Here is a 21709-nt window from a genome sequence, read left to right on the forward strand (position 1 = left end):
GCGTCGCCTGCGGCGCGTGGCCCCGCACTCGGAGAACATCAACCCGCTACAGGGAGAGAGCACGTGGACGCACTGATCGCCCCACTGCTTAACGGCAGCGCACAGGGTGCGCTGCTCCTGCTCGCCGCGCTGGGCCTCTCGCTCACCTTCGGCCAGATGGGCGTGATCAACATGGCCCACGGCGAGTTCCTCATGATCGGCGCCTTCGCCGCCTACCTCGTCCAGCAGGTCATCAAAGCCAGCGACCTGTCGATCCCGGTCGCGCTGCCGGTCGCGTTCGTCGTCGCAGGCCTGTTCGGTCTCCTGCTGGAGGTCACCATCATCCGATGGATGTACCGCCGGCCCCTCGACACCCTCCTCGTCACTGTCGGTGTTGGCCTGATCCTGCAGCAGGCGGCACTGCAGATCTTCCCGTCCCAGGGCGTGCCGGTGGAGAAGCCCAGCTGGCTCGACGGGCAGCTGAACATCCTCGGCTACGCCTGGCCGTTACGACAGCTGTTCACCATCGTGCTCGCGGTCGCCTGCGTCGCCGCCCTGTCGGCCTGGCTCAAGTACACCTCGTTCGGCCGCCGCATCCGGGCGACCGTGCACAACCGGGACCTCGCCGAGACCACCGGGATCTCCACCCGCGCCATCGACCGCCTGACCTTCTTTGTCGGATCGGGCCTGGCCGGGGTCGCCGGCGTGGCGGCGTCGCTCATCGGCGGCACGAACTCCCAGATGGGCGCGCAGTACATCATCCCGGCTTTCCTCGTGGTCGCGGCCGGTGGCATCGGCCAGCTCAAGGGCACCATCATCGCCGCGTGGGCGGTGGGCGTCGCTCTCTCGTACTTCGCGTACTGGACGACCGGCAGCCTGGCGCAGGTGCTCGCCTTCATCCTCGTGATCGTGTTCCTGCAGCTGCGCCCGCAGGGCCTGTTCACGGTGCGAACCAGGAGTCTGGCATGACCAAGTCGAAGTCATGGCTTTCCCTCAGCGGTATCGGGGTGTTCGCCGTCCTGCTCCTCGCGGTGGCTCCCCTCATGCTCACCGATCACTGGCTCAACAATCTCGGCAAGTACTGCTGCTGGGCCATCGCCGCGGTCGGCATCGGCCTTGCGTGGGGCCGGGGCGGGATGCTCGTGATGGGGCAGGGGGTGTTCTTCGCCCTCGGCGCGTACTCGATGGCCATGCACCTCACGCTGGAGACCGCCGGTGACCGGATCCCCGGCTTCATGGTGCTCTACGACCCGCTCGCGCCGCTCCCGATGTTCTGGGAACCGTTCCGCAGCGCGACGTTCACCCTGCTGGCGATCGTGCTGCTGCCCGTGATCGTGGCCGGCATCCTCGGCTACGCGCTGTTCAAGCGCCGTGTGAAGGGCGCTTACTTCGCGATCCTGACGCAGGCACTCGCCGTCGCGCTGGCCGTTCTGATCAGTTCCACGATCCGCGAGACCGGCGGCGACACCGGGCTCAGCGACTTCAAGTACTTCTTCGGCTTCGTACTGAACGACCCGGCGAACAAGGCCATGGTGTACTTCATCGCGGCCGCACTGCTCATCGTGTGCCTGCTCGCGGTGTGGCAGCTCTACCGCAGCCGTTTCGGTGAGCTCCTCGTCGCCACCCGGGACGCCGAGGAGCGCGTGCGCTTCCTCGGTTACGACCCGGCCAACGTCAAGCTCGTCGCCTTCATCGTCTCCGCGCTGATGGCGAGCATCGGCGGCGCGTTGTTCGTACCCATCGTCGGCATCATCACCCCGGCCGAGATCGGCGCCGCCGCCTCGATCCTGATGATCGCGGGTGTCGCCTTCGGCGGCCGCGCATCACTCTTCGGCCCGGCGCTCGGCGCGATGGCGGTCGGCTGGGGACAGTCAAGCCTCGGCTCGACCTGGCCGGAGGGCTGGACCTACATCCTCGGCCTGCTGTTCATCGTCGTCGTCCTCTTCCTGCCGAACGGGCTGTCGTCGCTGCCCGCCCGGCTCGCCGCTGCCCGCCGGAAGCCGGACGTCCAGCCCACCCCGGTGATCGTCGCCGCAGAACTCGAAGAGGTGCGGTCATGACCGACGCTTCGCTCGTCGTCACCGACCTCCGCGTCGAGTTCTCGGGCTTCGTCGCGGTCGGTGGTGTCTCCTTCGACGCGCACCCCGGCGAGGTCCGGTTCCTCATCGGCCCGAACGGCGCCGGCAAGACGACCTGCATCGACGCCATCACCGGGCTGTCCAAGGGCACCGGATCGGCGAGGCTCGGCGAGAAGGAGCTACTCGGCAAGCAGGTGCACAAGATCGTCCGCCTCGGGGTCGGCCGCACGTTCCAGACCGCGAGCGTCTTCGACGAGCTCACCGTGCTGCAGAACCTCGACATCGCCGCCGGGCGCCACCGTTCGCCGATCTCGCTGCTGCGGGCTCGGCGTGGCGTCGACCCGTCGATCGAGCAGGCGCTGGAGGAGACCGGACTCTCCGGCGAACTCGCCACGCAGGCCGGCATCCTGTCGCACGGACAGAAGCAGTGGCTGGAGATCGCGATGCTGCTCGTGCAGGACGCGAAGGTGCTGCTGCTCGACGAGCCCGTCGCCGGCATGAGCCACGACGAGCGCACCGCGACCGGCGAGCTTCTGCAGCGCATCGCGGCGAAGCGGATCGTGCTCGTGGTCGAACACGACATGGACTTCATGCGCCGCTTCGCCACCCGCGTGACAGTGCTGCACCAGGGCAAGGTGCTCTCGCAGGGCTCGGTGGCCGAGGTTCAGGCCGATCCCAAGGTGCAGGAGGTCTACCTCGGCACCGCGGGCGCCGCCACCACGGCCGCCATGTCGGTCGTGCCCGAACCGGTGGCCGCGACGAAGAACCGGACGGAGGACTGACATGCTGGAGCTCACCGACATCGAGGCCGGTTACGGGCGCACGCGGGTGCTGCACGGTGTGACAGTGCCGGCCGGCAAAGTGGTGGCAGTGCTCGGCCACAACGGCGCCGGCAAGACGACCCTGCTGCGCCTCGCGATCGGCCTGATCAAGCCGTCGAAGGGCCGGGTGCTGTTCAACGGCGAGGACGTGACCTCGCTCGCCCCCAACCAGCGCGTCCGTCGCGGCATGGCGTACGTGCCGCAGGGTCAGCAGTCGTTCGGCCAGCTCACGACGCTGGAGAATCTGCAGCTCGTCGCCGACGGGCGCCGGGGCGGCAAGGCCCTCATCGACGCACAGATGGCCCGCTTCCCCGCACTGGAGCAGTTCGCCGCACGGAAGGCCGGCCTGCTCTCCGGCGGGCAGCGCCAGCAGCTCGCGATCGCCCGTGCCCTGATCACCCAGCCGAAGCTGCTCATCCTCGACGAGCCGACCGAGGGCATCCAGCCCACGATCGTCGCCGAGATCGAGCAGACCATCATGCAGCTCGCCGCGGAGGGCATCGATGTCCTGCTCGTCGAGCAACACATCGGCTTCGCCCTCGAAGCTGCCGAGCGTTACGTCGTACTCGCCTCGGGCTTCGTCACACAGACCGGGGTGGGTGGCATGACAGCCACCTCCACCGTGCGGGCCGCCATGGCGATCTGAGCCGGCATGACCCACGCCAGCAATGCCGTCGTAACACAGGATAGGGAGTATGCCCCAACGCAAGGTGCCTTAGGGGATGCCACTGTGTCGACGGACAACGCGCGCGCGGCCGCAGAGGACAGCCTGGAGGACTACGCCTTCCGTTATGTGCCACGCACTTTCCGGCGCTGGAGCGCGGCCTCCGTCGGCGCGACCGCGCTCGGGTCCATCGCGTTCCTCGCCGATTTCTCGATCGGCGCGAGCATCGGCATCGACCACGGCACCTCCAACGCCGTGCTCGGCATCGTGTTCGCGTCGGTCATCATCGTCATCGTGGGCGTGCCCGTCGCCTACTACGCCGCCCGCTACAACCTCGACCTCGACCTCATCGCCCGCGGCTCGGGATTCGGCTACTACGGCTCCATCATCACGACGGTGATCTTCGCGGGCTTCACCTGCATCTTCTTCGCCCTGGAGGGCGCCATCATGGCGCAGGGGCTGCAGCTGGCGACGGGGATGCCGCTATGGCTCGGCTATCTGATCTCCACCGTCGTCGTGATCCCGATCGTCATCTACGGCATGCGTGCGCTGGAACGCCTGCAGTTCTGGACCACGCCCCTGTGGCTCGCCCTCGCCCTGCTGCCGCTGCTGTGGATCGTCGTCTCCGACCCCGAGGCGGTACGCGCCTTCACGTCGTTCACCGGCGACTCCGACGGTTCGATCAGCTTCGGCGCCGTGGTCTCGAGTGCGGCAGTGTGCTTCGCACTCACCCCCCAGCTGGCGGAGCAGATCGACTACATCCGCGCCATGCCGCCGCGTACGCCGTCGAACGTCCGCTCGTGGTGGACCTCGTTCGTGTTCGCCGGCCCGGGCTGGGTCATTTTCAGCGGTACCAAACAGGTGATCGGAGTGTTCCTCGCCGTCTACCTGCTCGTGAAGGTCGAACCCACTCTCGGGCGCCAGGCGACCGAACCGGCCAAGCAGTTCGTCGTGATGTACCAGACCCTCCTCCCCGACTGGCTCGCGATCGTCCTCGCCCTGGTGCTCATCGTGGTCGCGCAGGTGAAGATCAACGTGACGAACGCGTACTCGGGTTCGCTCGCGTGGTCGAACGTCTTCACCCGGGTGGCGAAGCACTACCCGGGTCGCACGATCTTCGTGCTGTTCAACCTCGTGATCGCCTACGTGCTCATGATGCTCGACGTCTTCACCCTCATCTCCTTCGTGCTGAGCCTCTACGCGAACGTCGTCATGGCCTGGCTCGTGACGATCGCCACCGATATCGCGATCAACAAGTGGGTGCTGCGTATCTCGCCGCGTTTCCCCGAATTCCGCCGCGGCATGCTGCACGACTGGAACCCTGTCGGGCCCGTCTCGGTGGGGCTCGCCTCGGTGCTGTCGCTGCTCGCGTTCGCCGGGGTATTCGGCGCTGCCCTCAAGCCGTTCTCGGTGCTCATCGCGATCGGCGTCGCGTTCGTGGCCACGCCTGTCATGGCCCTCGCCACGCGGGGGCGTTACTACCTGCGCCGCCGCTCCGACGGCATCGACTCTCCCCGGTTCGACGAGAACGGCAACCCCTCGGGCGAGCGGCTCCGCTGTCACGTCACGGGGTACACCTTTGAGCGGCCGGATATGCTGGCCTCGGCTGAGCGGGGACCGCACGGCGAAGTGCAGTACGTCTCGTCGCTCGCGCTCACGCTCGACGATTCCGATGACTACGTGCTCCCGCCGGAAGCCACCGGTCCCCCGTACCGGACGGCCGCCCGACAGAGGGAGACGTGATGGAGGAGCCGGTCGACACCGCGACCGCGATTCTCGCGAGCGCGGCGGTGCTGCTGCGCGAGCGCACCTTCGACGACATCTCCTATCGTGCCCTCGCCGACGAGGTCGGCATCTCGGAGCGCACGATCTACCGCCAGTACCCGACGCGCGCGCACCTGCTCGCCGCGCTCTCGAACTGGATCGAGCAGACCCGCTTCCCGCTGCCGCCGTTCGTGACCGTGTCCGATTTCCGGGCCGCCGTGCACGAGCGTTTCCGGGCCTTCGACACGTTGCCCGCCTACGCGTACGTCGGCGCACGGGCGTCCGCGATCTCGCCGACGCTCGACATCGAGCCGGCCTACATCACACGTGCGATCGAGGCGATGCTCGACGTGGCGGCGCCGACGCTCAACCGGCGGGACCAGCGGCGGATCGCGGCATCCCTGCGCTTCTTCTCGTCGGCGATGTTCTGGGCGCGCCTGCGCACGGGCTTCGACATGGATGCCGGCGAGATCTGCGACGCGTTCGATCGCGCCGTCGACAACGTGCTTGCCAAGCTGCCCGACGGGACGCGGGCAGAGTCGTGACCGGGTCGAGTGCGGTCCCGGAGCTGAGCGGCACGCAAGCGTCGATCCTCGCCGCCTACGCCGAACTGATCGAGGAGCTCGGCAGCGACGACGTGTCGTACCGGGTCATCGCGCGCCGAGCCGGCATCGCCGAGCGCACGGTCTTCCGGAACTATCCCACGCGCGTCGACCTGCTGCTGGCGACCGCAGCGTGGATCGAGACGACGCTGTTCGCCCGCGAGGAGTCGCATTCGATCTTCGACATCCCCCTCGCGATCCGCGACGCGATGCAGCGTTACGACCTGCGGCCGGAGCTCGCGCATGTCGTCGCCGAGACGGCGATGCGCGGCGTGAGCGGCGCGGCGCCATCGCCCGACCGGGCGCACCTCGAGCGGCTGCTGGATGCCGAGGTGCCATCCCTCGACGCGGCGCAGCGCAGGGCGGTCATCGCGGCGCTGTCGCACCTCGACTCCGCGGGGACCTGGGTGACGTTCCGCCGCGAGTTCGGTATGGACCGGCGAGACATCGCCGACGCCGCTGCCTGGGCGGCGGAGGCGGTGCTCGACAGCATCCGCGATCGCGTCGCCTCGTAACGGGACGCAAGGCACAGCTCGCGGAGTGTCCGCGAGGCGAGTCGGGATCGTCGCGGCGATCGCCCACGCCGAAAAGCCCGTCCGCGTTCAAAGTAGACACCACTGGCGACGCGCCGCGACCTGGACCGACGCATCCAGCACACCACCGCCACGCGGGATCTGGGGGTCACGGCTGCGCTACCAGGCCGGGGGACCAAGATGACGTCGCACTTCAGCCGCGAATCCGGGCACGCCGGTGCGCTGAAGAAGGACGAGGACCTCCGGCACGGTGTTCGGCGCTCGCCGATAGCACGCGGCCTTGTGCCGGAGCACGTCCATGGTCAAGCCGGGGTGGAGCACACAGGTGTCAAGGAACGCCGGGAACGCCACCATGACCGGCTGTCACCTCGACGGCGGGGAGTCCCGGGTGATCTCGTACAGGTCGTCGTCCTCGGCATCGGCGGCCATCTGGTCCAAGGCGCGGTGGCGTTCGGTGCGAGTGCGTTCGGAGTAGTTGAGGATGTCACGCAGCAGGACTCGTCGATGCCGACCGCGCAGGCTGTGCGGAATCTCGCCGTCGGTGAGCAGGCGGACCAGCGTGGGTCGTGAGATGTTGAGCAGGTCAGCGGCTTCTTGGGTGGTCAGCATCGTGTTGTGCGGGGCGATCGAGATTGCCACACCCTGCGACAGGGCACCGACGACATCGCGCAGCAGTTCGTAGAGTTCGGCCGGGATGTCGAGCTGCGAACCGTCCGGGCCCACCAGCTTCGCTCGCGCGGAGGGCTCGGCGTCGGCCAGACCCCGCGCGAAGCGCACCAGGTCGGCGGGGTTTTCCGGCGGCAGAACGGTCCGTTCACGCAGGGTGCTCGACATGGGGGCCGGCCTACCGATATTCGAAAAATCCGAAAGACCGCTACGGCTTGACGAAGCCCAGCGCCCGGTAGCCGGGCATACGACGCTGCAGCGAAACGGCCAGGATCGGCGTCGCCGGATCGTGGTAGTCGTGCACCTCCGCGACGTCCTTTCCGGGCGCCGCGCGGATGACCCGGCCGGCGCACTGGACCAGGAGACCGTCGAAGGAGATCGGCCCGGCCAGGAACAGGGTGTCGAGTACAGGTGCGTCGAAACCTTCGCCGATGAACGGCGTGGTGCCGATAACCAGGATCCCGTCGCCGGCCTCCGCCTCGGCGAGCCGATCGACCGCAGCACGCCGATCCGCGGCAGTCATTCCACCCTGCAACAGAAGTGCTTGATGTCCGCGGTCCGCGAGGAGCGAAGCCAGAGATCCAACATGGGCAACCCGGCGGGTCAGCACGAGACAGTTACGCCCCTTGGCGATGGCAGCCGCGACATCGTCGACAATCTGGGCGTTTCGTGCTTCATCCCCGATCAGGGAGCGGTACACGGCCGCCAGTGCGCCCGGCGACGACAGGTCCTCCTCATCAGCCCGGAACCGGGTCTCGTGCACGAAAAACAGGCGGCGCGGACCGGCCTCTTTCTGCCAGACGGCGGCGAGCGTATCCGGATCCTCGTCGGTCACGGTGTGCCGAACAGGGCCGAGCTGCCAGGTCACGAGTTCCCCCAGGCCGTCCCGGCGAGCCGGTGTCGCGGTGAGCCCGAGCCAGAACTGCGCACCGATCCGTTTGACCGCATGGTCGTACGCGGCGGCGGCAAGGTGGTGACATTCGTCGACGATCACGTGCCCGTACCCGGCGGTGAGGTCCGCGACGTCGGCACGCCGGGCCAGCGAGGGCAGCATCGCGACATCCACGACACCGGTGAGCTTGCGCCGGCCCCCGCCGATCTGCCCCGGCCGTACGCCGAGGAACTGCTTGATGCGTGATCGCCACTGCTCGGCCAACGCTTTGCGATCGACGAGAATCAGGGTCGAGGTGGCGCGTTCGGCGATCATCGCGCAGGCCATGACGGTCTTGCCGGAGCCCGGTGGAGCAACCAGCATGCCGTCGTCGTGGGCGAGCATCGCACTCACCCCGGCACTCTGCCTGGTAGTCAGCTCGGCGGTGAAAGCGACCTCGATCTCCCTGCCGGCATCCCGCGTATCCGTGATCACCAGCCGGGATCCGGCGTCCTCAACGATTCGTCCGACAGCGTGCCGCAACCCGCGCGGCAGAACCAGACGGCCGTCCAGCGTGATGTCGTACCCGCGAAGGAACCGTGGCGTGTCCCAGGTCGACTTGCGAAGCCGCTGCAACTCGTAGAACTTCGGATTAGCCAGCGAGGCCGCGTGCTTGAACGTGGAGAGGGCGGCCGCTGGCAGTTGCGAAGCGTCGATACTCAGTCCCGCCGCAAGATCTGCCTGCACCGTCGTTGGCAGCGGTGGGTGAACCTTGGTGGCATCCGACCTGCTCATCTTCGCCACACCGGCGCCGACGACGGCCCGTTTCGCGCGACGGGCCACTCTTTCCGCGTCGCCTGGGCTGAGCCGGTCGAGGACCGACAGGAAAGTCCACTGATCCTCGTGTGGCTCCAGGGTCGCCAGGTCGAGGAAGAGCGTGAGGCCGTCTTTGCGGCGCCGACCCTGCAGCGGCGCTGCGATCAGGTTGCCGAGGCCGCCGTCGGGCAGGATGTCCTGGTTCGGGAACAACCGGTCGTACGAACGCAGGTCCATCGAGCCGCGCAGCACCATGGCCTCATGCACCAGGACCGTTCCCACCGATCGGGCCGTAGCAGAAGGAATCGGGTCGGTAAAGAAGACCCAAGCGTGCGCCCCACGTCCTGACTGGGAAATCTCCAAAGCCGCCGGGATACCGCTGACTCGGGCGGCTTTGCAATAGGCCAGCGCATCGAGCATCGCAGTACTCCCGTCGAAGTCCGCGACCAAGAACTGGCAGGTGTTGTCGGTGAACAGCGGATACAGACCCATGAACACGTCACCGACCAGATGGGCGGCAACCACCTCCGCGGTGAGCGGCAGATAGGCCGCCGTGCGCCGGTCCATCCCCTTGCGCCAGCCACCCGCCACAGCGGGAGACCACCCCGCCGTACCGAGCCGGTGGTTCTCCCATCGCTTCGCATAAGCATCCCGCCGCGTCCGGAACAGGCTGGCGTAGAACGCCAGCTTCTCCGGCACCGGAGACGCCATCGTGACCGGCCCCGGCGTGGCCATCGCGGCAAGCTGCTCCGGTGCTGGAGCGGTGTCCTGGCCCCGCAGCTCCAACAGGCGCGACAGCCGATGGTTCTCCGACCGTAACCGCTCCAGCTCACGACGCAGCCGAGCGACCTCGTCATCAGTCACCGCGTCAACGGACACCACCGGCCAATCTTCACACGCCAGGCGCCGCGAACCCGACAGCCGACTCAGTCAAGCCGGGCACGATCGAAACGGTCGATCAGGCTCGGTTTGCGGGCATGACGCTCCCGCAGCCGCATCATCTGCTCCGCAAACTCGAAGATCTCACCCTCCCGTACCGCAAGCGCCTGAAGATCCGAAAGCAGGGTCACCGCGGCGTCATAGTCCTTCGGACGCTTGGTCGCGATCAACTCGTCCGCCTGGTCCCAGGCCCGAACCGGGTTCCGTGCCAGTTCGTCCAAGCGCTGCTCGCGAGCCGCAGCGGCCGCTTCCTCACGACGCTGACGCTCGGCCGCTTCTCGCTCCCGCTTCTGCTGCTGCCGTGCAGCCCAGCGTTCCTCAGCGACAGCGAGCAGGTCCCCGGCGGTCCGCCGCTCGCCGGCAGGCGGCTCCTCCGTCACACCGCGAAACGTCCGCAGCAACTCCGACCGCAGCGACCCGGCGTCGTCACGCAACACCCGCAGCAGCATCTCGTCCTTGTCCGCCACCGGCAGATCCGTCACCCAGCGACGCAGCTCGGCGGCGGAGGGATTCTTCTCGACCAGCGGCCGGCTCGCCGCTGCCGCCGCATCCAGCAGATCGGGATCCAGGCGAAGGAAATCTGCCAGAGCCTGCAACGGCCCACTCAGCTTCGCCAGCCCCGCCGGGACCGGCGGCTCCGGCACGTCATCGTCCAGTTCCCGGTTCTGCACACACAGCAGCCAGGCCAGATACAGCAGCCGCCGATCACCACCGGCCAGCTCCGCCCGGGCCGGCACGATCGCCGCGAGCCGTCCCTCCTCGTCGCACCACTCCTCGTCACCGTCCTCATCCTCACTACAAAGATCGAGGATCACATGGGTACGAGTAGCCCACGAGCCGGCCGACTCACCGACGCCGAACCTCGACGCCGTCGCCGGGTCGAGCACCGTTTTGGGCAGCCGAAGCGTGATCCGCCGTGTGCCCCAGTTCGCCAGATACAGGTGCGCGTCGAAGTAGCGCTCCATCCACTTGGCCGGGTCAGCCTTGAGATCGCCCCACTGATAGTCGTTGACGAAACTCGACGACGTGATCCGGGCGCGCGACGACACCGCCCGCAACTCGCCCTGCTGTTTCGCTGACAACGCCTGATCAAGCGCCACGAACTCGTAATACTGGTACTCGCTCACTGCGCCCCCGCCCACCACCGGTAGGCCTCGATCCACTGCGCACCATCCGGCGCAGGATCCGGCAACGGCCGATCCAAAATCCCGATCGCCTGCCGCAGCCGCCCACGATGACAAATCGCCACGATCCCCGACGAACGCAGATCCATCTTCCGGACCACCACCGGCACACCGAGAACCTCGGTACCGAAAGGCACCGCCAGATTGTCCTCGATCATGACGAAGACACCACTGAGCTGCTCATGCTTGTCGTAGCAATCCACGACAACCTCGGCGACCAAGGCATCGAGCTCGGTACCACTGAGCGAAGACACCCGCGCAGGATAGAGAACCGCCTCCAGCGCAGCGCCAGCAACCGACGACAGCCAACCACCGGGCGGTGGTTCGCATGAAAGATCAACGTGGGGTGGACGTTGCGCCATGCGAACCACCCGATCCTCATCACCGGCAACCCACTCCCGGAGCGTTTGACCAGTTCACGCAGACAGGGACAGTCACGAGGGACTGACAGTCGCCCGCCCGCGCTATCGTGAGCTCATGGTCGGCTCTCGCACGGTAACTGTGCCGGTCGTCGTCGAGCGCGACGAGAATGGCGTCTGCTGCGCCCACGCCCAGATGCGTCCGGGCCTCGGAGCCCACGGCGAAGGCGACACCGAAGAGGCCGCACTGGAGGACCTCCGCGAGGCACCTACCGGGCTCATCGAAGAATTCGGCGCCCCACGGGAGCTGTCGATCACCATCGCCGCCTGATGCCCCCGATCCCCTCCATCTCCGGCCTGCGGATCGTCCGCGCCTTGGAACGACACGGTTTCAAGACCGCAAGGATCGCCGGCAGCCACCGCACCATGCGCCACCAGGACGGGCGTGGCACCCCCCGTCCCGGCGCACGGCAATAACGGGCACGACGGCCATCCTGAAGTGGTACCGTATCTGGTACAACTTTGGAGGCGTCGTGACTTCAGCGATCAGCGCCAGCGAGGCGCGCAAATACCTCTTTCCGCTCATTGAGCGCGTCAACGAGGACCACACCCCGATCGAGATCGTCTCCAAGCGCGGTAACGCCGTCCTGGTGAGCAAGGAAGACTGGGACTCGATCATGGAGACCAACTACCTGCTCCGATCCCCCGCCAACGCAAAGCGCCTCGCGGAAAGCGTCGAGCAGTGGAGAGCCGGCCGAGCCACCGAGCGCGATTTTGGGCCCGAGGAGTGAAACTCAGCTGGACCGACCACGCCTGGGACGACTACCTGTACTGGCAGACTCAGGACCGTAAGACTCTCAAACGCATCAACGCACTGATCGCCGACATCAAACGCGACCCCGACGGCCCTGGCATCGGAAAACCGGAGATCCTCCGAAACAACCTCGCGGGGCTCCGGTCCCGGCGCATCGACGACGAACACCGCATGGTGTACGCCGTCGAGACCAACGAGATCACCATCATCTCCTGCCGATACCACTACGAATAGCCGGCGGCCTATCACCCCTCATCAGCGGCATTTGGCGAACTCCGCCAAATGCTCACTGAGCGGGCTCAGCCTCGGGCGCGGCGGCCGGTTCGAATAACCCGGCTTGACCTCACGCAGCAGCCCCTCGCTGTCCCGCGCCGCATCGAACCCCACCGGTCGGCCGCGGGCTTCGTCACCGGGCTGCTCGCTGACCTTCAGGTCAAGACGTCCGGCCACGCGCGATCGAAACGTCGCTCAGGTGAAGACGACGCCGAGGAAGCCGGATGCCACCACGCCATGTCGATCATGCCGCCTGGGAGCCGCCTGAGCTTTCGCCTGCCAGTGGCGCAGCGAACCTCCGCAGCTCCACGCATGTCCGCTGTCGAATCGATGACTGCCTGCATTGTTCGTCATCATCCCGGACAAGCGATTCCGCGTTCTCCGCACGTTCGACGGCCACGGCAAGCGCTGACTGCAACTGCTCAGCCTCGAGGCCGCGATCGAGCGTCGCAAAGGGACAAATGCCACTCGTGGACGGGCCCGCCGCCAGCGGCTGAAAGAGCAGCGTGTGGATCCTGCGTCCGCACGTGTGGATCCTGAGCGCACACGTGTGGTCGCAGCGCCCCCGAACCACCCACGAACCTCCCGAGAACCCTCCCGGGAACCGCCCACTGGGGGCGCGCCGCCCCCAGACCCCCCGCGGCTCCCGCCGACTACGCCGTCGGGACTCAACTCAGATCGCTCACTCTCCGAGCCGCTTACCCCAGCCCAAGACCAACAGGGTGAGTCACTCCCGCATGCGAGCGAGCGCGAGAGCGGCCCGGAACTCCGGCTCGTCCCCGGAGACGGTGAATCCGGCACAGCCCCACAGCGCGGCATCTTTCCCATCGGCGTACCCGGCCCACGGCGTACCGCCGCCGAGATCGAGATCGCTGCCGCAGCATCCCGACGCGAGGCAGCCCGAGTTGCCCATCAGGCCCGCGAAGGCACCGCATAATCCGCTATCAAACGCACCGCTGCGCCGCTGAGACCGCCGTAGCCCGCGCCGTGGCCCGAGCACGTTTACCAGAAAGCCACCCAACGACGACACCCGCCGCGGTACAGGTGCTGGCAGGCCGCCCTGACTGCTGTGCTCGCCCTGGTGCCCACCCCCGGCATGATCCGCATCGCCAACCCCGAAGACATCGGCCTTGCCCTCGCCGACCTCCGCCACCTCCACCAGCTCACCCGCCGCCGGCTGGCCGACCGCGCGAGCGTCGACGTATCCGTGCTCGGTCACTACGCGCGAGGCAAGAACAACCCGTCCCTGCCCAGCCTGGTGCGGCTCATGAACGTCTACGGGTACGACCGGCGCTCGTCTCCCGGGAGCAGGCGTGACCGACCAGCTCCACCCTGCCCAGCTCCGCGCCAGCGCCGCCCTCTGGACGCTCTGCACCTCGATGGACGCCCTCGTTGACCGCTACGACGAGGACACCGCGCCATCCGGATCGAGCGCGCCGCCCGCTTCGAGCCGCTGAAGAGCCCAACCTTCGGCCGCTGGCACGCCTTGGGCGGCCACGGCGACCCCACGGGCGACGCAGTCGGCACCATCGGCACCGACCGGCCCAACCCGCTGGCAGTCCCTTCTCGACGAGGTCAGCGACCAGCTGGACGGCGTTGCCAAGCACCTGCCGCCGGCCAGTGGCGGCACCCTAGAACGGTTCGTCGCCGCGGTGCCGAGCATGAGCCGGGCCGCCGACGCCACCCGGATCCTCGCCGACCGCCTCGACGGCCGGATTCGCCGGCAAATCCGCAACGGCCACGACCGCCAGCTAGTGCCGCGCATCCCCTGCCCCGACTGCGACACCACCGGCCTGATGATGCGCCTCTCGCCGCCGCTGGCCGCCCGGGTGATCGAGTGCCCGACGTGCGGCGCAGCCTGGCCTCGGGCTGACGTGCTCGGGAGCGTCGCAGCGTGATCGAGCTGGACGGCGAGATGTGGGGAACCGCCGCCGAGATCGCCGACCACCTCGGCCGCGGCCGCACCGAGAAAGCCGTCCGGCGGTGGTAAGAGCGTGGCCAACTGCGTGGCGTGCGCATGACAGACGAGGCGGGCCGGCCCCAGGTCCGGCACCCGCTCACCGCCGCCGCAGGCATCGACGCCCGGATCCGTCGCGGAGGGCGTGTCCAGCGTTGCGGTTGACGCTGAGTCGATCTTTGGGGGAACTGGCCGCGGCAGAATTGTGCCCACAGCCCGGAGAGTTATTACTCCCGGGCTGTTGTGCGTCCGGGGGCGGATGGGCCAGGTGCCGGGCAGTCTCGGCAAGTCGCGCCCAACAGCGGCGCCCTGCTCTTGGTCGAAGCGGGTTGCTGGTGCGGGTCGACCGGGAAGCCGGCCCGCACCAGACGAGCTCAGCGGCGTGTGATGAAGATGCCGGCCACGACGAGGGCACCGACCATGATCACGCAGAAGACGATCAAAGCGACGATGACGACCCGCTCAGAAACCGCGCCGAACGCGCCAGCGCCGACAATTCCGGTGATGCCCGCCGCAGACACGCCCGCCGTGCGCAACGCGTATGTGCCCACCTTGCTGCGGTGAGACGTCGGCGAACCGCCATCGTTTCCATGACGTGCCGAGTTGGTGCTGGTTGAATGTGGCATGTCGTCCTTTCATTACTTGCTTTTGACCGGGCAGTTCTTGAGGCGGCGACACGGGCGGCCCGCTGGCAGGCGGGCCGCTCCGCTTTGTCGGTGGTTCACGAGCTCGATATCGCAAGGCGAGTCCTAACGTCTCGACCCGAGTGGCGACCTCTAGATGACCGATTGCCTTGTTGAAATCAGTTGTCATCATGGTTTCGTCGCCGACATCCTATTACGCTGCGTGAGCGGGCGAGCCGCCTCATAGGGCACTTGACCTGCTGTTTCATCAGGATGAAACATATACCCATTAGGGTATACGAAAACGATTTGTCCTGAATGGGAGCTTTGATAAAGCCGGGTCACGGCGCCAACTCTGGTCGCCGCGCTCGTACATATAGCAGTGACGAGGTGCCATCCCCAGTGAGGTGACCATGACCCGAGGACACCCGCCCGTCACTGAAAAAGAGCGGCAATGCGTTGCCGAGCTCCACGCCGAAGGCAAGAGCCGCAACACCATTGCCCATGCGCCACCTCGAATTTCAACATCGAGGTGAGGCTGACCCTTGACCACGTCTGCGCTGAGGACTGGTTGCTGGTGCGGGCCTACCCGGAGGCCGGCCCGCACCAGCGAACGGATCAACGACGCGTGATGAACATGCCAGCCACGATGAGCGCGCCGAGCATGACCGCGCCAAAGACAATCAAGGCAACGATGGCGACTCGCTCAGAAACCGCCCCAAATGCCGCAGCGCCGAGGATGCCAGCGACTGAGGCGCCGGCCGTGGTCAACGCGATCGCGCTGACCTTGCTCTGGTGAACCGTTGGCGAGCCGTGATCGGGGATACCGTGACCGGGCGTCGCTGCGTTGGGTACTTTGGCTATGTCACTCCTGCAGTAACGCTCGCGAGAAGGCATTGCGTGGATCGACGCCACGACGGCCCGCCCGCCAGCGGGCCGTCTTCATCTTTGCTATCTCTGATGAAGACCTCGCGGCGCTGTTGAACACCGTAACTGGCCCCCCATCCCGGCTCATGCAGGAGTTGTGGGTGTGAGGTATCTGTGACCTTCAAGGTGGCCGTACGGGTGAAGGTCTTGTCATGAGACAGGCCTCCTTTCTGCGTTGCGTCTCTCTTACCAAACGCCGTCGCTGATTGGTCTCCACGACCAGGTGATGTCCATCGCACACCCCTTGCCTGTGGACAAGATCCATTTCTGTGGATACCAGCGTTGTGTCCAGTGACCGTGATAGCGCCTCGGCAAAGGGCACTTTGGTGCACGAAGATCTCGGCGAGATCTCATTTGGAGGATGTCGACCGTCGGCCGAGCCGGACCCGCACCTCGCCGTAACTTGGTGCTGAGCCTCAACATGCGCCCAGCTCAACCGGTGGAACGCTCTCTTTCAAATCCCTACGGCGAGGTGACAGCGCGGTGAGGTGACCATGGCCAAACACCCGCCCGTGACCGACGCCGACCGGCAACGCGTTGTTGGGCTCCACGCCAAGGGCAAGTCGCGGAACGCGATCGCCACCGAGCTGGGCCGCTCCAGCAGGACGATTTCGAAAATCTGCGCCGAACACGACCCGCCGTTAAGCTTCGAGCGCACCCGCACCGCCGCCGCCACCGCGGCGAAGAAGGCCGACGGCGCCGCCCTCCGTGCCGAGCTCCAACTCAACGCCCCGGACGCAGCCGGCAAGCTCATGGCGCAGATGTTCGCCCCGACGAAGGTCTTCAACTTCGGCGGCAAGGAGAACGACTACAACGAGGTCCAGCACGACGAGCCGCCGTTCCACGACAAGCGCGACATCGCCACCGCCATCCAGGCGCTCGCAAACACCGCGCTCAAGCTCGCCGAGTATGACAAGGCCACCGGCCACGAAGACGACCGCTCCATGCTGACCGACTTGCGCGAGGCGCTTATCGAGGCGCTTATCGAGGCTCGTACCAGGACAGGCCGTTGATCTTGCGACCGTCGGCCAGCACACGCTTACGGTGGCGCAATCTCAAGATCGCAAGCGTGATGCCACCGAGGAGAAGGATCGAGGCCCAGGCGAGGCCTAGCGGGCTGTTGATGAAAGGGTCTGTCTCGACTCCTCCGATGTTTGCGATGACGAGCGATCCGCTAAAAAACACCAGGCCAACCGCTCTCGCTGAACGCCTCGACTCCTGCCGGAGCAAGCGAGTCGCCAGCATTGCCCCGTAGGCCGCAGCTAACAAAACCGCTGTTACAGCCGATGCGACGGCCTTCGGCTCACGCGGAAACAAGCCGATCATGACTCCGCCGAGGTAGATGACTGCAGCCGCGACGAGGTTGGCTACAACGTTGGTGATCACGTTTCCTACGAGGGCGATCCCTCTGCGCCGACTCTGACCGTTCTCCACTCCTTGATCTTGGCGTGAGCAAGCAACGCGGGCAGAGAGCAACATGATCTATTTACGTAAGTTGCCGCTGTCGGAGAAGCAGATCGAGTACGTCTGCGAGAGCAACTTCTTCGTCAACCTCGCCGAGGGCGCCATCCGCTCCGGCAAGACACCGTCCGGGCTGCTGCGCTGGCTGATGTTCATCGCCAACCCCAAGACCCCGAAGACCGGCGACCTACTCGTCACGGCGAAGACGTACGACACCGCGGTCCGGAACATCTTCAACCCGCTCCGTGACCCGGTCCTCTTCGGCCCGCTCGCCAAGGCCACCTTGTACACCCGGGGCACACCGACCGCGATGATCCTCGGCCAGCAGGTCGAGGTCATCACGTTCAACAACGCCCAGTCTGAGGAACGTCTCCGCGGCATGACCTGCCGGGACGCGTATGTCGACGAGTGGTCGCTGATGCAGAAGCCGTTCCATGAGCAGCTCCTCGGCCGCTGCTCCGTTGACGGCGCGCAGATCTTCGGCAACACCAACCCGGACAACCCCCGGCACTGGCTGATGACCGAGGGCATCGAGCGCGCGCTTCCGGGCGCCGAGCTGGCCGGCGACTGGTACGTGCTGAAGTTCCTGCTCGACGACAACCCGGTGCTGTCCGAGCGGGTCAAAGCAGGGTACCGGCGCCAGTACACCGGCCTCTACTACCGTCGGAACATCCTCGGCGAGTGGGTGCGTCGCCGAGGGCACCGTCTACGACATGTGGGACCCGGCGAAGCACGTCGTGAAGACGCTGCCGGGCATCACCCGGTGGATCTCCCTGGGCGTGGACTACGGCACCACCAACCCGTTCGCTGGCCTGCTCCTGGGCATCGGCGTGGACGGGCGCATGTACCTGACGCGTGAGTGGTGTTGGGACTCGAAGAAACAGCAGTGTTTGCTGACCGACGCCGAGTACTCGGTCCGCCTGCGGGGCTGGCTTGAGCAGCTGAGCGTCCGCCCGGACTGGGTTTGCGTCGACCCGTCAGCCGCGTCGTTCTCGACCCAGCTGTTCCGCGACGGCATCACCCCGGCCCCGCCGACAACGCCGTCCTCGACGGCATCCGTCTCATCGCCTCGCTCCTCTCCGAGGGCCTGCGCTTCGTCCACGAGTCGTGCGCCGGCTGGATCGAGGAGATCGGCGGCTACGTCTGGGACGAGAAAGCCGCGCTCCTGGGCGAGGACAAGCCGGTCAAGGTCGGCGACCACTCACTCGACGCCGGCCGATACGCGATCAAGGCCCCTGAGGTGTTGTAGCTCCCCTTGGTGAGGGGCGCCCTAGACCTTGCAGCCTGATCTTTAGCCCTTCTCGCCTCCACCTTGCAGGTGCCAGGTGAGGTCTTTGGCCAGTTCGCGGAGTTGCTCATCGCTGATCACGAATGTCAATGACTCCTCCGAGCCGCCAGCGCTCTTTGCAATCAAAGAGAGAACACGGCGTGGAGTCGCCGTTGAACTCGGTGAGGTTTCCCAGCTCATCCGAAATCCATGGAAGAGAAGGTCACCAGCGATGACGTCGTCACCGATCAAAATGGCGGACCCATCTGAACCGAGGTTTTCGATGCACCATGCGGCGCCACCCTCGATCGCGGCCAGGTGCTGCTGGCAAACCCAAAATTCGCGCCTCATGGCGGTCGCGCCGTCCGTAGCGAAGATCGTTTCGCCTGCTCGTGGGCAACGCATCACTTGACAATTAGCCATATTCAGACAATACGGCGTTCGAAGTAATAACGAGGAGGAGGGTTGGTGCCGAGCCCCACCGGCGGCGCCTGGCCGCCCCCGCACGTCGCCCCTGCCTACGACGCCTACCGCGACTGGGGTGCCTGGTACACCGGCGACCCGGACGGCCTTCGTGCCGACTACTCCGGCCGCGGACCGTCCGGCAAAGGGTTGTCCCCGCAGCAGCGCGTCCGGTCCGGTCAGTACGCCGGCGGCATCACCGGCATGGTCTCCCGCTGGCTGTGGGGCGCACCGCGCCCGGCCGGTCGGCGTGATGGCCGGCTGCACGTGCCGCCGCCCGCCGACCTCGCCGCGACCGCAGCCGGGCTGGTATTCTCCGAGCCGCCCAAGCTCACCGTGGAGAGCACACAGATTCAGGAGAGCCTGGACCAGCTGGTCTACGACGGCCTCTTCACCCTGCTCTTGCAGGCCGCCGAGGCGAACAGCGTGCTCAGCGACATCTACTTGCGGCCGGTGATCGACCGCGACGTCTACCCCGACCGGGCGTTCTTGGCCACGGTGCACGCCGACGGCGCAGCCCCCACGATCCGCTGGGGCAAGCTGATCGAAGTCACCTTCTGGTCGATGCTGATCGTCGACGGCGACACCCACGTCCGGCTCCTCGAACACCACGAAGTCATCAACGGCGCCGGCCGAATCGTCTACGCCGTGCACGAGGGCACCAGCGCCCAACTCGGCCGAGCCGTCCCGCTCACCGACTACGCCGCAACCGCGCACCTGGCCGACCTGATCGACGAAGAGAGCGCCCAGCCGACCGGCCTGGACCGGCTCGACGTGGTGCGGATCCCCAACTCGGGGCCGCAGCGCAGCTGGCGCACCAACGGCAGCCTGAAGTACTTCGGCCGCAGCGACTTCGACGGCAACGAACAGTGGTTCGACGCCCTCGACGACGTGTGGACGTCCTGGATGCGCGATGTCCGCCTTGCCCGCAGCCGCATCACCGTCCCGTCGTACATGCTGGCCTCGAACGGCCCCGGCCAGGGCGCCACCTTCGACGCCGAGCGGGAGATCTTCACCCAGCTGGAGATGATGCCCGGCCAGCAGTCCGGCGCGGCCATCACCCCGAACCAGTTCGCGATTCGCTGGCAGGAGCACCAGGCCACCGCCAACGAGGTTCAGCAGGTCGCGATGCGTCACGCTGGCCTGTCCTCGCAGACCCTCGGCGAAGAGGGCGGCGACGTCGCGATGACCGCCACCGAAGCCCAGGCCCGCGAGCGCCTCAGCTTCACCACCCGGGGCGCGCGGATTGCCGGTGCGTGGAAGCCCGGCGTCGCCGACGCGGTCGAGCTGCTCTTGGAGCTCGAAGCCGTCGCGTTCTCCCGGCCGGCACCGGAGCGGCCCAACGTCGAGTTCGGCGACAGCGTCTCCGAATCACCCGAGACCATAGCCCGGACCGTGCAGCTCTACCGCGCCGCCCAAGCCATCTCGATCGACACCGCCGTCCGCATGGCCCACCCCGGCTGGGAAGACCCCGAGGTCGCGGTGGAGGTCAAGAAGATCCAGGAGGAGATGGGCGGCGGCGCCGACCCGGAGGTGATCCTCGCGGGTGCGGCCGGCAACACGCCACCGCCCGGCACCGAGGACCAGGACGCAGAGGAGCAGGACGATCCGGAGGAGTAAGTCGTGGCCGTTGACCCCGACCGCATCGCTGAATTCGTCCGCGCCACCACCGACCTGTACCGCGCTGGCGAGGAGGGGCCTGCTCCGGCTCGTCACCCGCTACCTCGCCGCGGGCATCGACACGCCGAACTGGGCGGTCGAGCGCCTCGTTGCACTTGCGAAGCTGCGCGGTGCGGCCGAGGGGATCCTGAGCCGGATCAGCGACGAGCTGGCCGCCAGCGTTTTGCAGGCCGTGGCCGATGCGTACGCCGCCGGCGACGAGTCGGTGCTCGGCGAGATCCCGCGCGAGCTGTCGGCCACCGCGGCCGCCGGAGCAGCAGCCACCGCGGTCGTGCCCCGCTCGGCCGCCATGGAGGCGCTCGCCCAGGCGCTCGTGGAGGACATCGGCTCGCGGCACAGCAACGTGTTGCGCAACGTCTTGGACGTGTACCGGCAGGTCGTGACGTCGGCGACCGCCAGCAGCATCGCGAGCGGTCTCACCCGTCGCCAGGCCGCCCAGCTTGCGTACGCTCGCCTAGTCGAGCAGGGCGTCACCTCGTTCACCGATCGCCGTGGCCGCCGCTGGCGCATGTCCAGCTACGTCGAGATGGCGCTGCGCACGGTCACCCAGCGCGCCGCCGTCCAGGGCTAGACCGACAAACAGCAGCGCCTCGGCCTGCCCTTCGTGATCGTGAGCAACGAGAGCCAGGAGTGTGAGCGCTGCCGGCCGCATGAGGGACGCGTGCTCCGGATCGACTCCGGGCCGACCGACTCGATCACCGTGGCGCACCAGACCACCGGCGAGCCGGTCCGGATCGACGTAGAGGCGACGCTCGATTCCGCTCGAGCAAGCGGCTTCCAACACCCGAACTGCCGCCACTCGGTTAGGTCGTACCTGCCGGGGATCACGAAGCTGCCGAAGCAGCCCACCGCTGACCCGAAAGGCGACGAGGCCCGGCAGCGGCAGCGTGCAATCGAGCGCTCGATCCGGAAGTCGAAGGAACGCGAGCTCTCGGCGCTGACCCCGGAGGACGCCGCCAAGGCACACGC

At 67.1% G+C, this 21709-nt stretch carries 28 protein-coding genes and 1 pseudogene; 18 read left to right on the forward strand and 11 right to left on the reverse strand.

Annotated features, from left to right (window positions below; translation table 11 throughout):
* Positions 1 to 63 precede the first annotated feature (63 nt).
* The 7 genes from urtB to B0I29_RS12235 are packed head-to-tail and all read left to right on the forward strand — an operon-like array spanning position 64 to position 6423.
* Complete coding sequence (gene urtB, locus B0I29_RS12205) at positions 64 to 948, forward strand: urea ABC transporter permease subunit UrtB (RefSeq protein WP_111649021.1); 885 nt, start codon at positions 64 to 66, stop codon at positions 946 to 948.
* Positions 945 to 2039: an urea ABC transporter permease subunit UrtC gene (gene urtC / locus B0I29_RS12210; protein WP_111649022.1), complete on the forward strand. Its 1095-nt coding sequence runs from the start codon at positions 945 to 947 to the stop codon at positions 2037 to 2039. The genes urtB and urtC overlap by 4 nt, the downstream gene beginning before the upstream one ends.
* Positions 2036 to 2839, forward strand: coding sequence for an urea ABC transporter ATP-binding protein UrtD (urtD, locus tag B0I29_RS12215; protein WP_111649023.1), 804 nt, complete (start codon positions 2036 to 2038; stop codon positions 2837 to 2839). The genes urtC and urtD overlap by 4 nt, the downstream gene beginning before the upstream one ends.
* Position 2840: 1 nt before the next feature.
* Positions 2841 to 3524 carry an ATP-binding cassette domain-containing protein gene (locus B0I29_RS12220; RefSeq protein WP_111649024.1) on the forward strand — a complete coding sequence of 228 codons (684 nt, stop codon included), beginning with the start codon at positions 2841 to 2843 and terminating at the stop codon, positions 3522 to 3524.
* A gap of 6 nt (positions 3525 to 3530) precedes the next feature.
* Positions 3531 to 5285, forward strand: coding sequence for a purine-cytosine permease family protein (locus B0I29_RS12225; protein WP_245972461.1), 1755 nt, complete (start codon positions 3531 to 3533; stop codon positions 5283 to 5285).
* On the forward strand, positions 5285 to 5851 hold the full coding sequence (locus B0I29_RS12230) for a TetR/AcrR family transcriptional regulator (protein ID WP_111649026.1): 567 nt from the start codon (positions 5285 to 5287) through the stop codon (positions 5849 to 5851). Before B0I29_RS12225 ends, B0I29_RS12230 begins: the two co-directional genes overlap by 1 nt.
* Complete coding sequence (locus B0I29_RS12235) at positions 5848 to 6423, forward strand: TetR/AcrR family transcriptional regulator (protein WP_111649027.1); 576 nt, start codon at positions 5848 to 5850, stop codon at positions 6421 to 6423. The genes B0I29_RS12230 and B0I29_RS12235 overlap by 4 nt, the downstream gene beginning before the upstream one ends.
* A gap of 177 nt (positions 6424 to 6600) precedes the next feature.
* On the opposite strand, the gene B0I29_RS47940 is transcribed toward B0I29_RS12235, so the two are convergent.
* The 5 genes from B0I29_RS47940 to B0I29_RS12260 are packed head-to-tail and all read right to left on the reverse strand — an operon-like array spanning position 6601 to position 11279.
* A complete protein-coding gene (locus B0I29_RS47940; protein ID WP_483887902.1) occupies positions 6601 to 6795 on the reverse strand; it encodes a VapC50 family PIN domain-containing toxin in 195 nt (64 codons plus the stop codon).
* Between the two features lie 9 nt (positions 6796 to 6804).
* Positions 6805 to 7275 (reverse strand): helix-turn-helix domain-containing protein, encoded by a 471-nt coding sequence (locus tag B0I29_RS12245; RefSeq protein ID WP_111649028.1) that lies wholly within the window; start codon positions 7273 to 7275, stop codon positions 6805 to 6807.
* Between the two features lie 40 nt (positions 7276 to 7315).
* Entirely contained in the window at positions 7316 to 9676 is a 2361-nt protein-coding gene (locus B0I29_RS12250; RefSeq protein ID WP_245972462.1) for a DEAD/DEAH box helicase, read from the reverse strand.
* Positions 9677 to 9720: 44 nt separating this feature from the next.
* Positions 9721 to 10860: a hypothetical protein gene (locus B0I29_RS12255; RefSeq protein WP_111649029.1), complete on the reverse strand. Its 1140-nt coding sequence runs from the start codon at positions 10858 to 10860 to the stop codon at positions 9721 to 9723.
* Complete coding sequence (locus B0I29_RS12260) at positions 10857 to 11279, reverse strand: calcium-binding protein (protein ID WP_245972463.1); 423 nt, start codon at positions 11277 to 11279, stop codon at positions 10857 to 10859. The genes B0I29_RS12255 and B0I29_RS12260 overlap by 4 nt, the downstream gene beginning before the upstream one ends.
* 115 nt (positions 11280 to 11394) lie before the next feature.
* On the opposite strand from B0I29_RS12260, the gene B0I29_RS12265 reads away from it, so the two are divergent.
* Genes B0I29_RS12265 through B0I29_RS12280 form a run of 4 tightly spaced genes read left to right on the forward strand, consistent with a single transcriptional unit; the run spans position 11395 to position 12324 of the window.
* The gene (locus B0I29_RS12265; RefSeq protein WP_111649031.1) at positions 11395 to 11607 is read left to right on the forward strand and encodes a type II toxin-antitoxin system HicB family antitoxin; all 213 of its coding nucleotides are present in this window, start codon (positions 11395 to 11397) and stop codon (positions 11605 to 11607) included.
* Positions 11607 to 11753 carry a type II toxin-antitoxin system HicA family toxin gene (locus tag B0I29_RS12270; protein ID WP_111649032.1) on the forward strand — a complete coding sequence of 49 codons (147 nt, stop codon included), beginning with the start codon at positions 11607 to 11609 and terminating at the stop codon, positions 11751 to 11753. The genes B0I29_RS12265 and B0I29_RS12270 overlap by 1 nt, the downstream gene beginning before the upstream one ends.
* Positions 11754 to 11809: 56 nt before the next feature.
* On the forward strand, positions 11810 to 12067 hold the full coding sequence (locus B0I29_RS12275) for a type II toxin-antitoxin system Phd/YefM family antitoxin (RefSeq protein WP_111649033.1): 258 nt from the start codon (positions 11810 to 11812) through the stop codon (positions 12065 to 12067).
* A complete protein-coding gene (locus B0I29_RS12280; protein WP_111649034.1) occupies positions 12064 to 12324 on the forward strand; it encodes a Txe/YoeB family addiction module toxin in 261 nt (86 codons plus the stop codon). Before B0I29_RS12275 ends, B0I29_RS12280 begins: the two co-directional genes overlap by 4 nt.
* Before the next feature lie 21 nt (positions 12325 to 12345).
* Here B0I29_RS12280 and B0I29_RS12285 read toward each other — a convergent pair whose 3' ends face one another.
* Positions 12346 to 12540 carry a hypothetical protein gene (locus tag B0I29_RS12285; protein ID WP_111649035.1) on the reverse strand — a complete coding sequence of 65 codons (195 nt, stop codon included), beginning with the start codon at positions 12538 to 12540 and terminating at the stop codon, positions 12346 to 12348.
* A 550-nt stretch (positions 12541 to 13090) separates the two neighbouring features.
* The gene (locus tag B0I29_RS46620; RefSeq protein WP_245972464.1) at positions 13091 to 13582 is read right to left on the reverse strand and encodes a hypothetical protein; all 492 of its coding nucleotides are present in this window, start codon (positions 13580 to 13582) and stop codon (positions 13091 to 13093) included.
* Between B0I29_RS46620 and B0I29_RS47780 the strand changes: the two genes are divergently transcribed.
* Positions 13541 to 13759 (forward strand): helix-turn-helix domain-containing protein, encoded by a 219-nt coding sequence (locus B0I29_RS47780; protein WP_375790588.1) that lies wholly within the window; start codon positions 13541 to 13543, stop codon positions 13757 to 13759. The genes B0I29_RS46620 and B0I29_RS47780 overlap by 42 nt on opposite strands.
* Positions 13760 to 14024: 265 nt before the next feature.
* Positions 14025 to 14261 carry a hypothetical protein gene (locus tag B0I29_RS12300; RefSeq protein WP_111649038.1) on the forward strand — a complete coding sequence of 79 codons (237 nt, stop codon included), beginning with the start codon at positions 14025 to 14027 and terminating at the stop codon, positions 14259 to 14261.
* A gap of 433 nt (positions 14262 to 14694) precedes the next feature.
* On the opposite strand, the gene B0I29_RS45705 is transcribed toward B0I29_RS12300, so the two are convergent.
* Both B0I29_RS45705 and B0I29_RS45200 read right to left on the reverse strand, forming a co-directional pair.
* Positions 14695 to 14871, reverse strand: a complete 177-nt coding sequence (locus B0I29_RS45705) for a hypothetical protein (RefSeq protein WP_181557778.1) — start codon at positions 14869 to 14871, stop codon at positions 14695 to 14697.
* A gap of 690 nt (positions 14872 to 15561) precedes the next feature.
* Complete coding sequence (locus tag B0I29_RS45200; protein WP_146616774.1) at positions 15562 to 15858, reverse strand: hypothetical protein; 297 nt, start codon at positions 15856 to 15858, stop codon at positions 15562 to 15564.
* 524 nt (positions 15859 to 16382) lie between these two features.
* On the opposite strand from B0I29_RS45200, the gene B0I29_RS12310 reads away from it, so the two are divergent.
* On the forward strand, positions 16383 to 16883 hold the full coding sequence (locus B0I29_RS12310; protein WP_245972466.1) for a helix-turn-helix domain-containing protein: 501 nt from the start codon (positions 16383 to 16385) through the stop codon (positions 16881 to 16883).
* Here B0I29_RS12310 and B0I29_RS12315 read toward each other — a convergent pair.
* Entirely contained in the window at positions 16852 to 17256 is a 405-nt protein-coding gene (locus B0I29_RS12315; protein WP_111649039.1) for a hypothetical protein, read from the reverse strand. The genes B0I29_RS12310 and B0I29_RS12315 overlap by 32 nt on opposite strands.
* Positions 17257 to 17347: 91 nt before the next feature.
* Here B0I29_RS12315 and B0I29_RS12320 point away from each other — a divergent pair, with 91 nt between their 5' ends.
* Together B0I29_RS12320 and B0I29_RS46630 are read left to right on the forward strand one after the other, a co-directional pair.
* Complete coding sequence (locus B0I29_RS12320; protein WP_245972467.1) at positions 17348 to 18190, forward strand: hypothetical protein; 843 nt, start codon at positions 17348 to 17350, stop codon at positions 18188 to 18190.
* Positions 18191 to 18295: 105 nt separating this feature from the next.
* Positions 18296 to 18580, forward strand: a complete 285-nt coding sequence (locus B0I29_RS46630) for a hypothetical protein (RefSeq protein ID WP_245972468.1) — start codon at positions 18296 to 18298, stop codon at positions 18578 to 18580.
* Between the two features lie 42 nt (positions 18581 to 18622).
* On the opposite strand, the gene B0I29_RS12325 is transcribed toward B0I29_RS46630, so the two are convergent.
* Positions 18623 to 19021, reverse strand: a complete 399-nt coding sequence (locus B0I29_RS12325) for a hypothetical protein (protein WP_146616775.1) — start codon at positions 19019 to 19021, stop codon at positions 18623 to 18625.
* A 45-nt stretch (positions 19022 to 19066) separates the two neighbouring features.
* On the opposite strand from B0I29_RS12325, the gene B0I29_RS12330 reads away from it, so the two are divergent.
* Positions 19067 to 20680 carry a phage capsid protein gene (locus B0I29_RS12330; protein WP_146616776.1) on the forward strand — a complete coding sequence of 538 codons (1614 nt, stop codon included), beginning with the start codon at positions 19067 to 19069 and terminating at the stop codon, positions 20678 to 20680.
* Positions 20681 to 20690: 10 nt separating this feature from the next.
* Positions 20691 to 21692, forward strand: a pseudogene (locus B0I29_RS12335) (phage minor capsid protein); the annotation flags it as partial.
* Positions 21693 to 21709: the final 17 nt, after the last annotated feature.

The sequence above is a fragment of the Actinoplanes lutulentus genome, from assembly GCF_003259845.1.
GTDB classification, from domain to species: Bacteria; Actinomycetota; Actinomycetes; order Mycobacteriales; family Micromonosporaceae; genus Actinoplanes; species Actinoplanes lutulentus.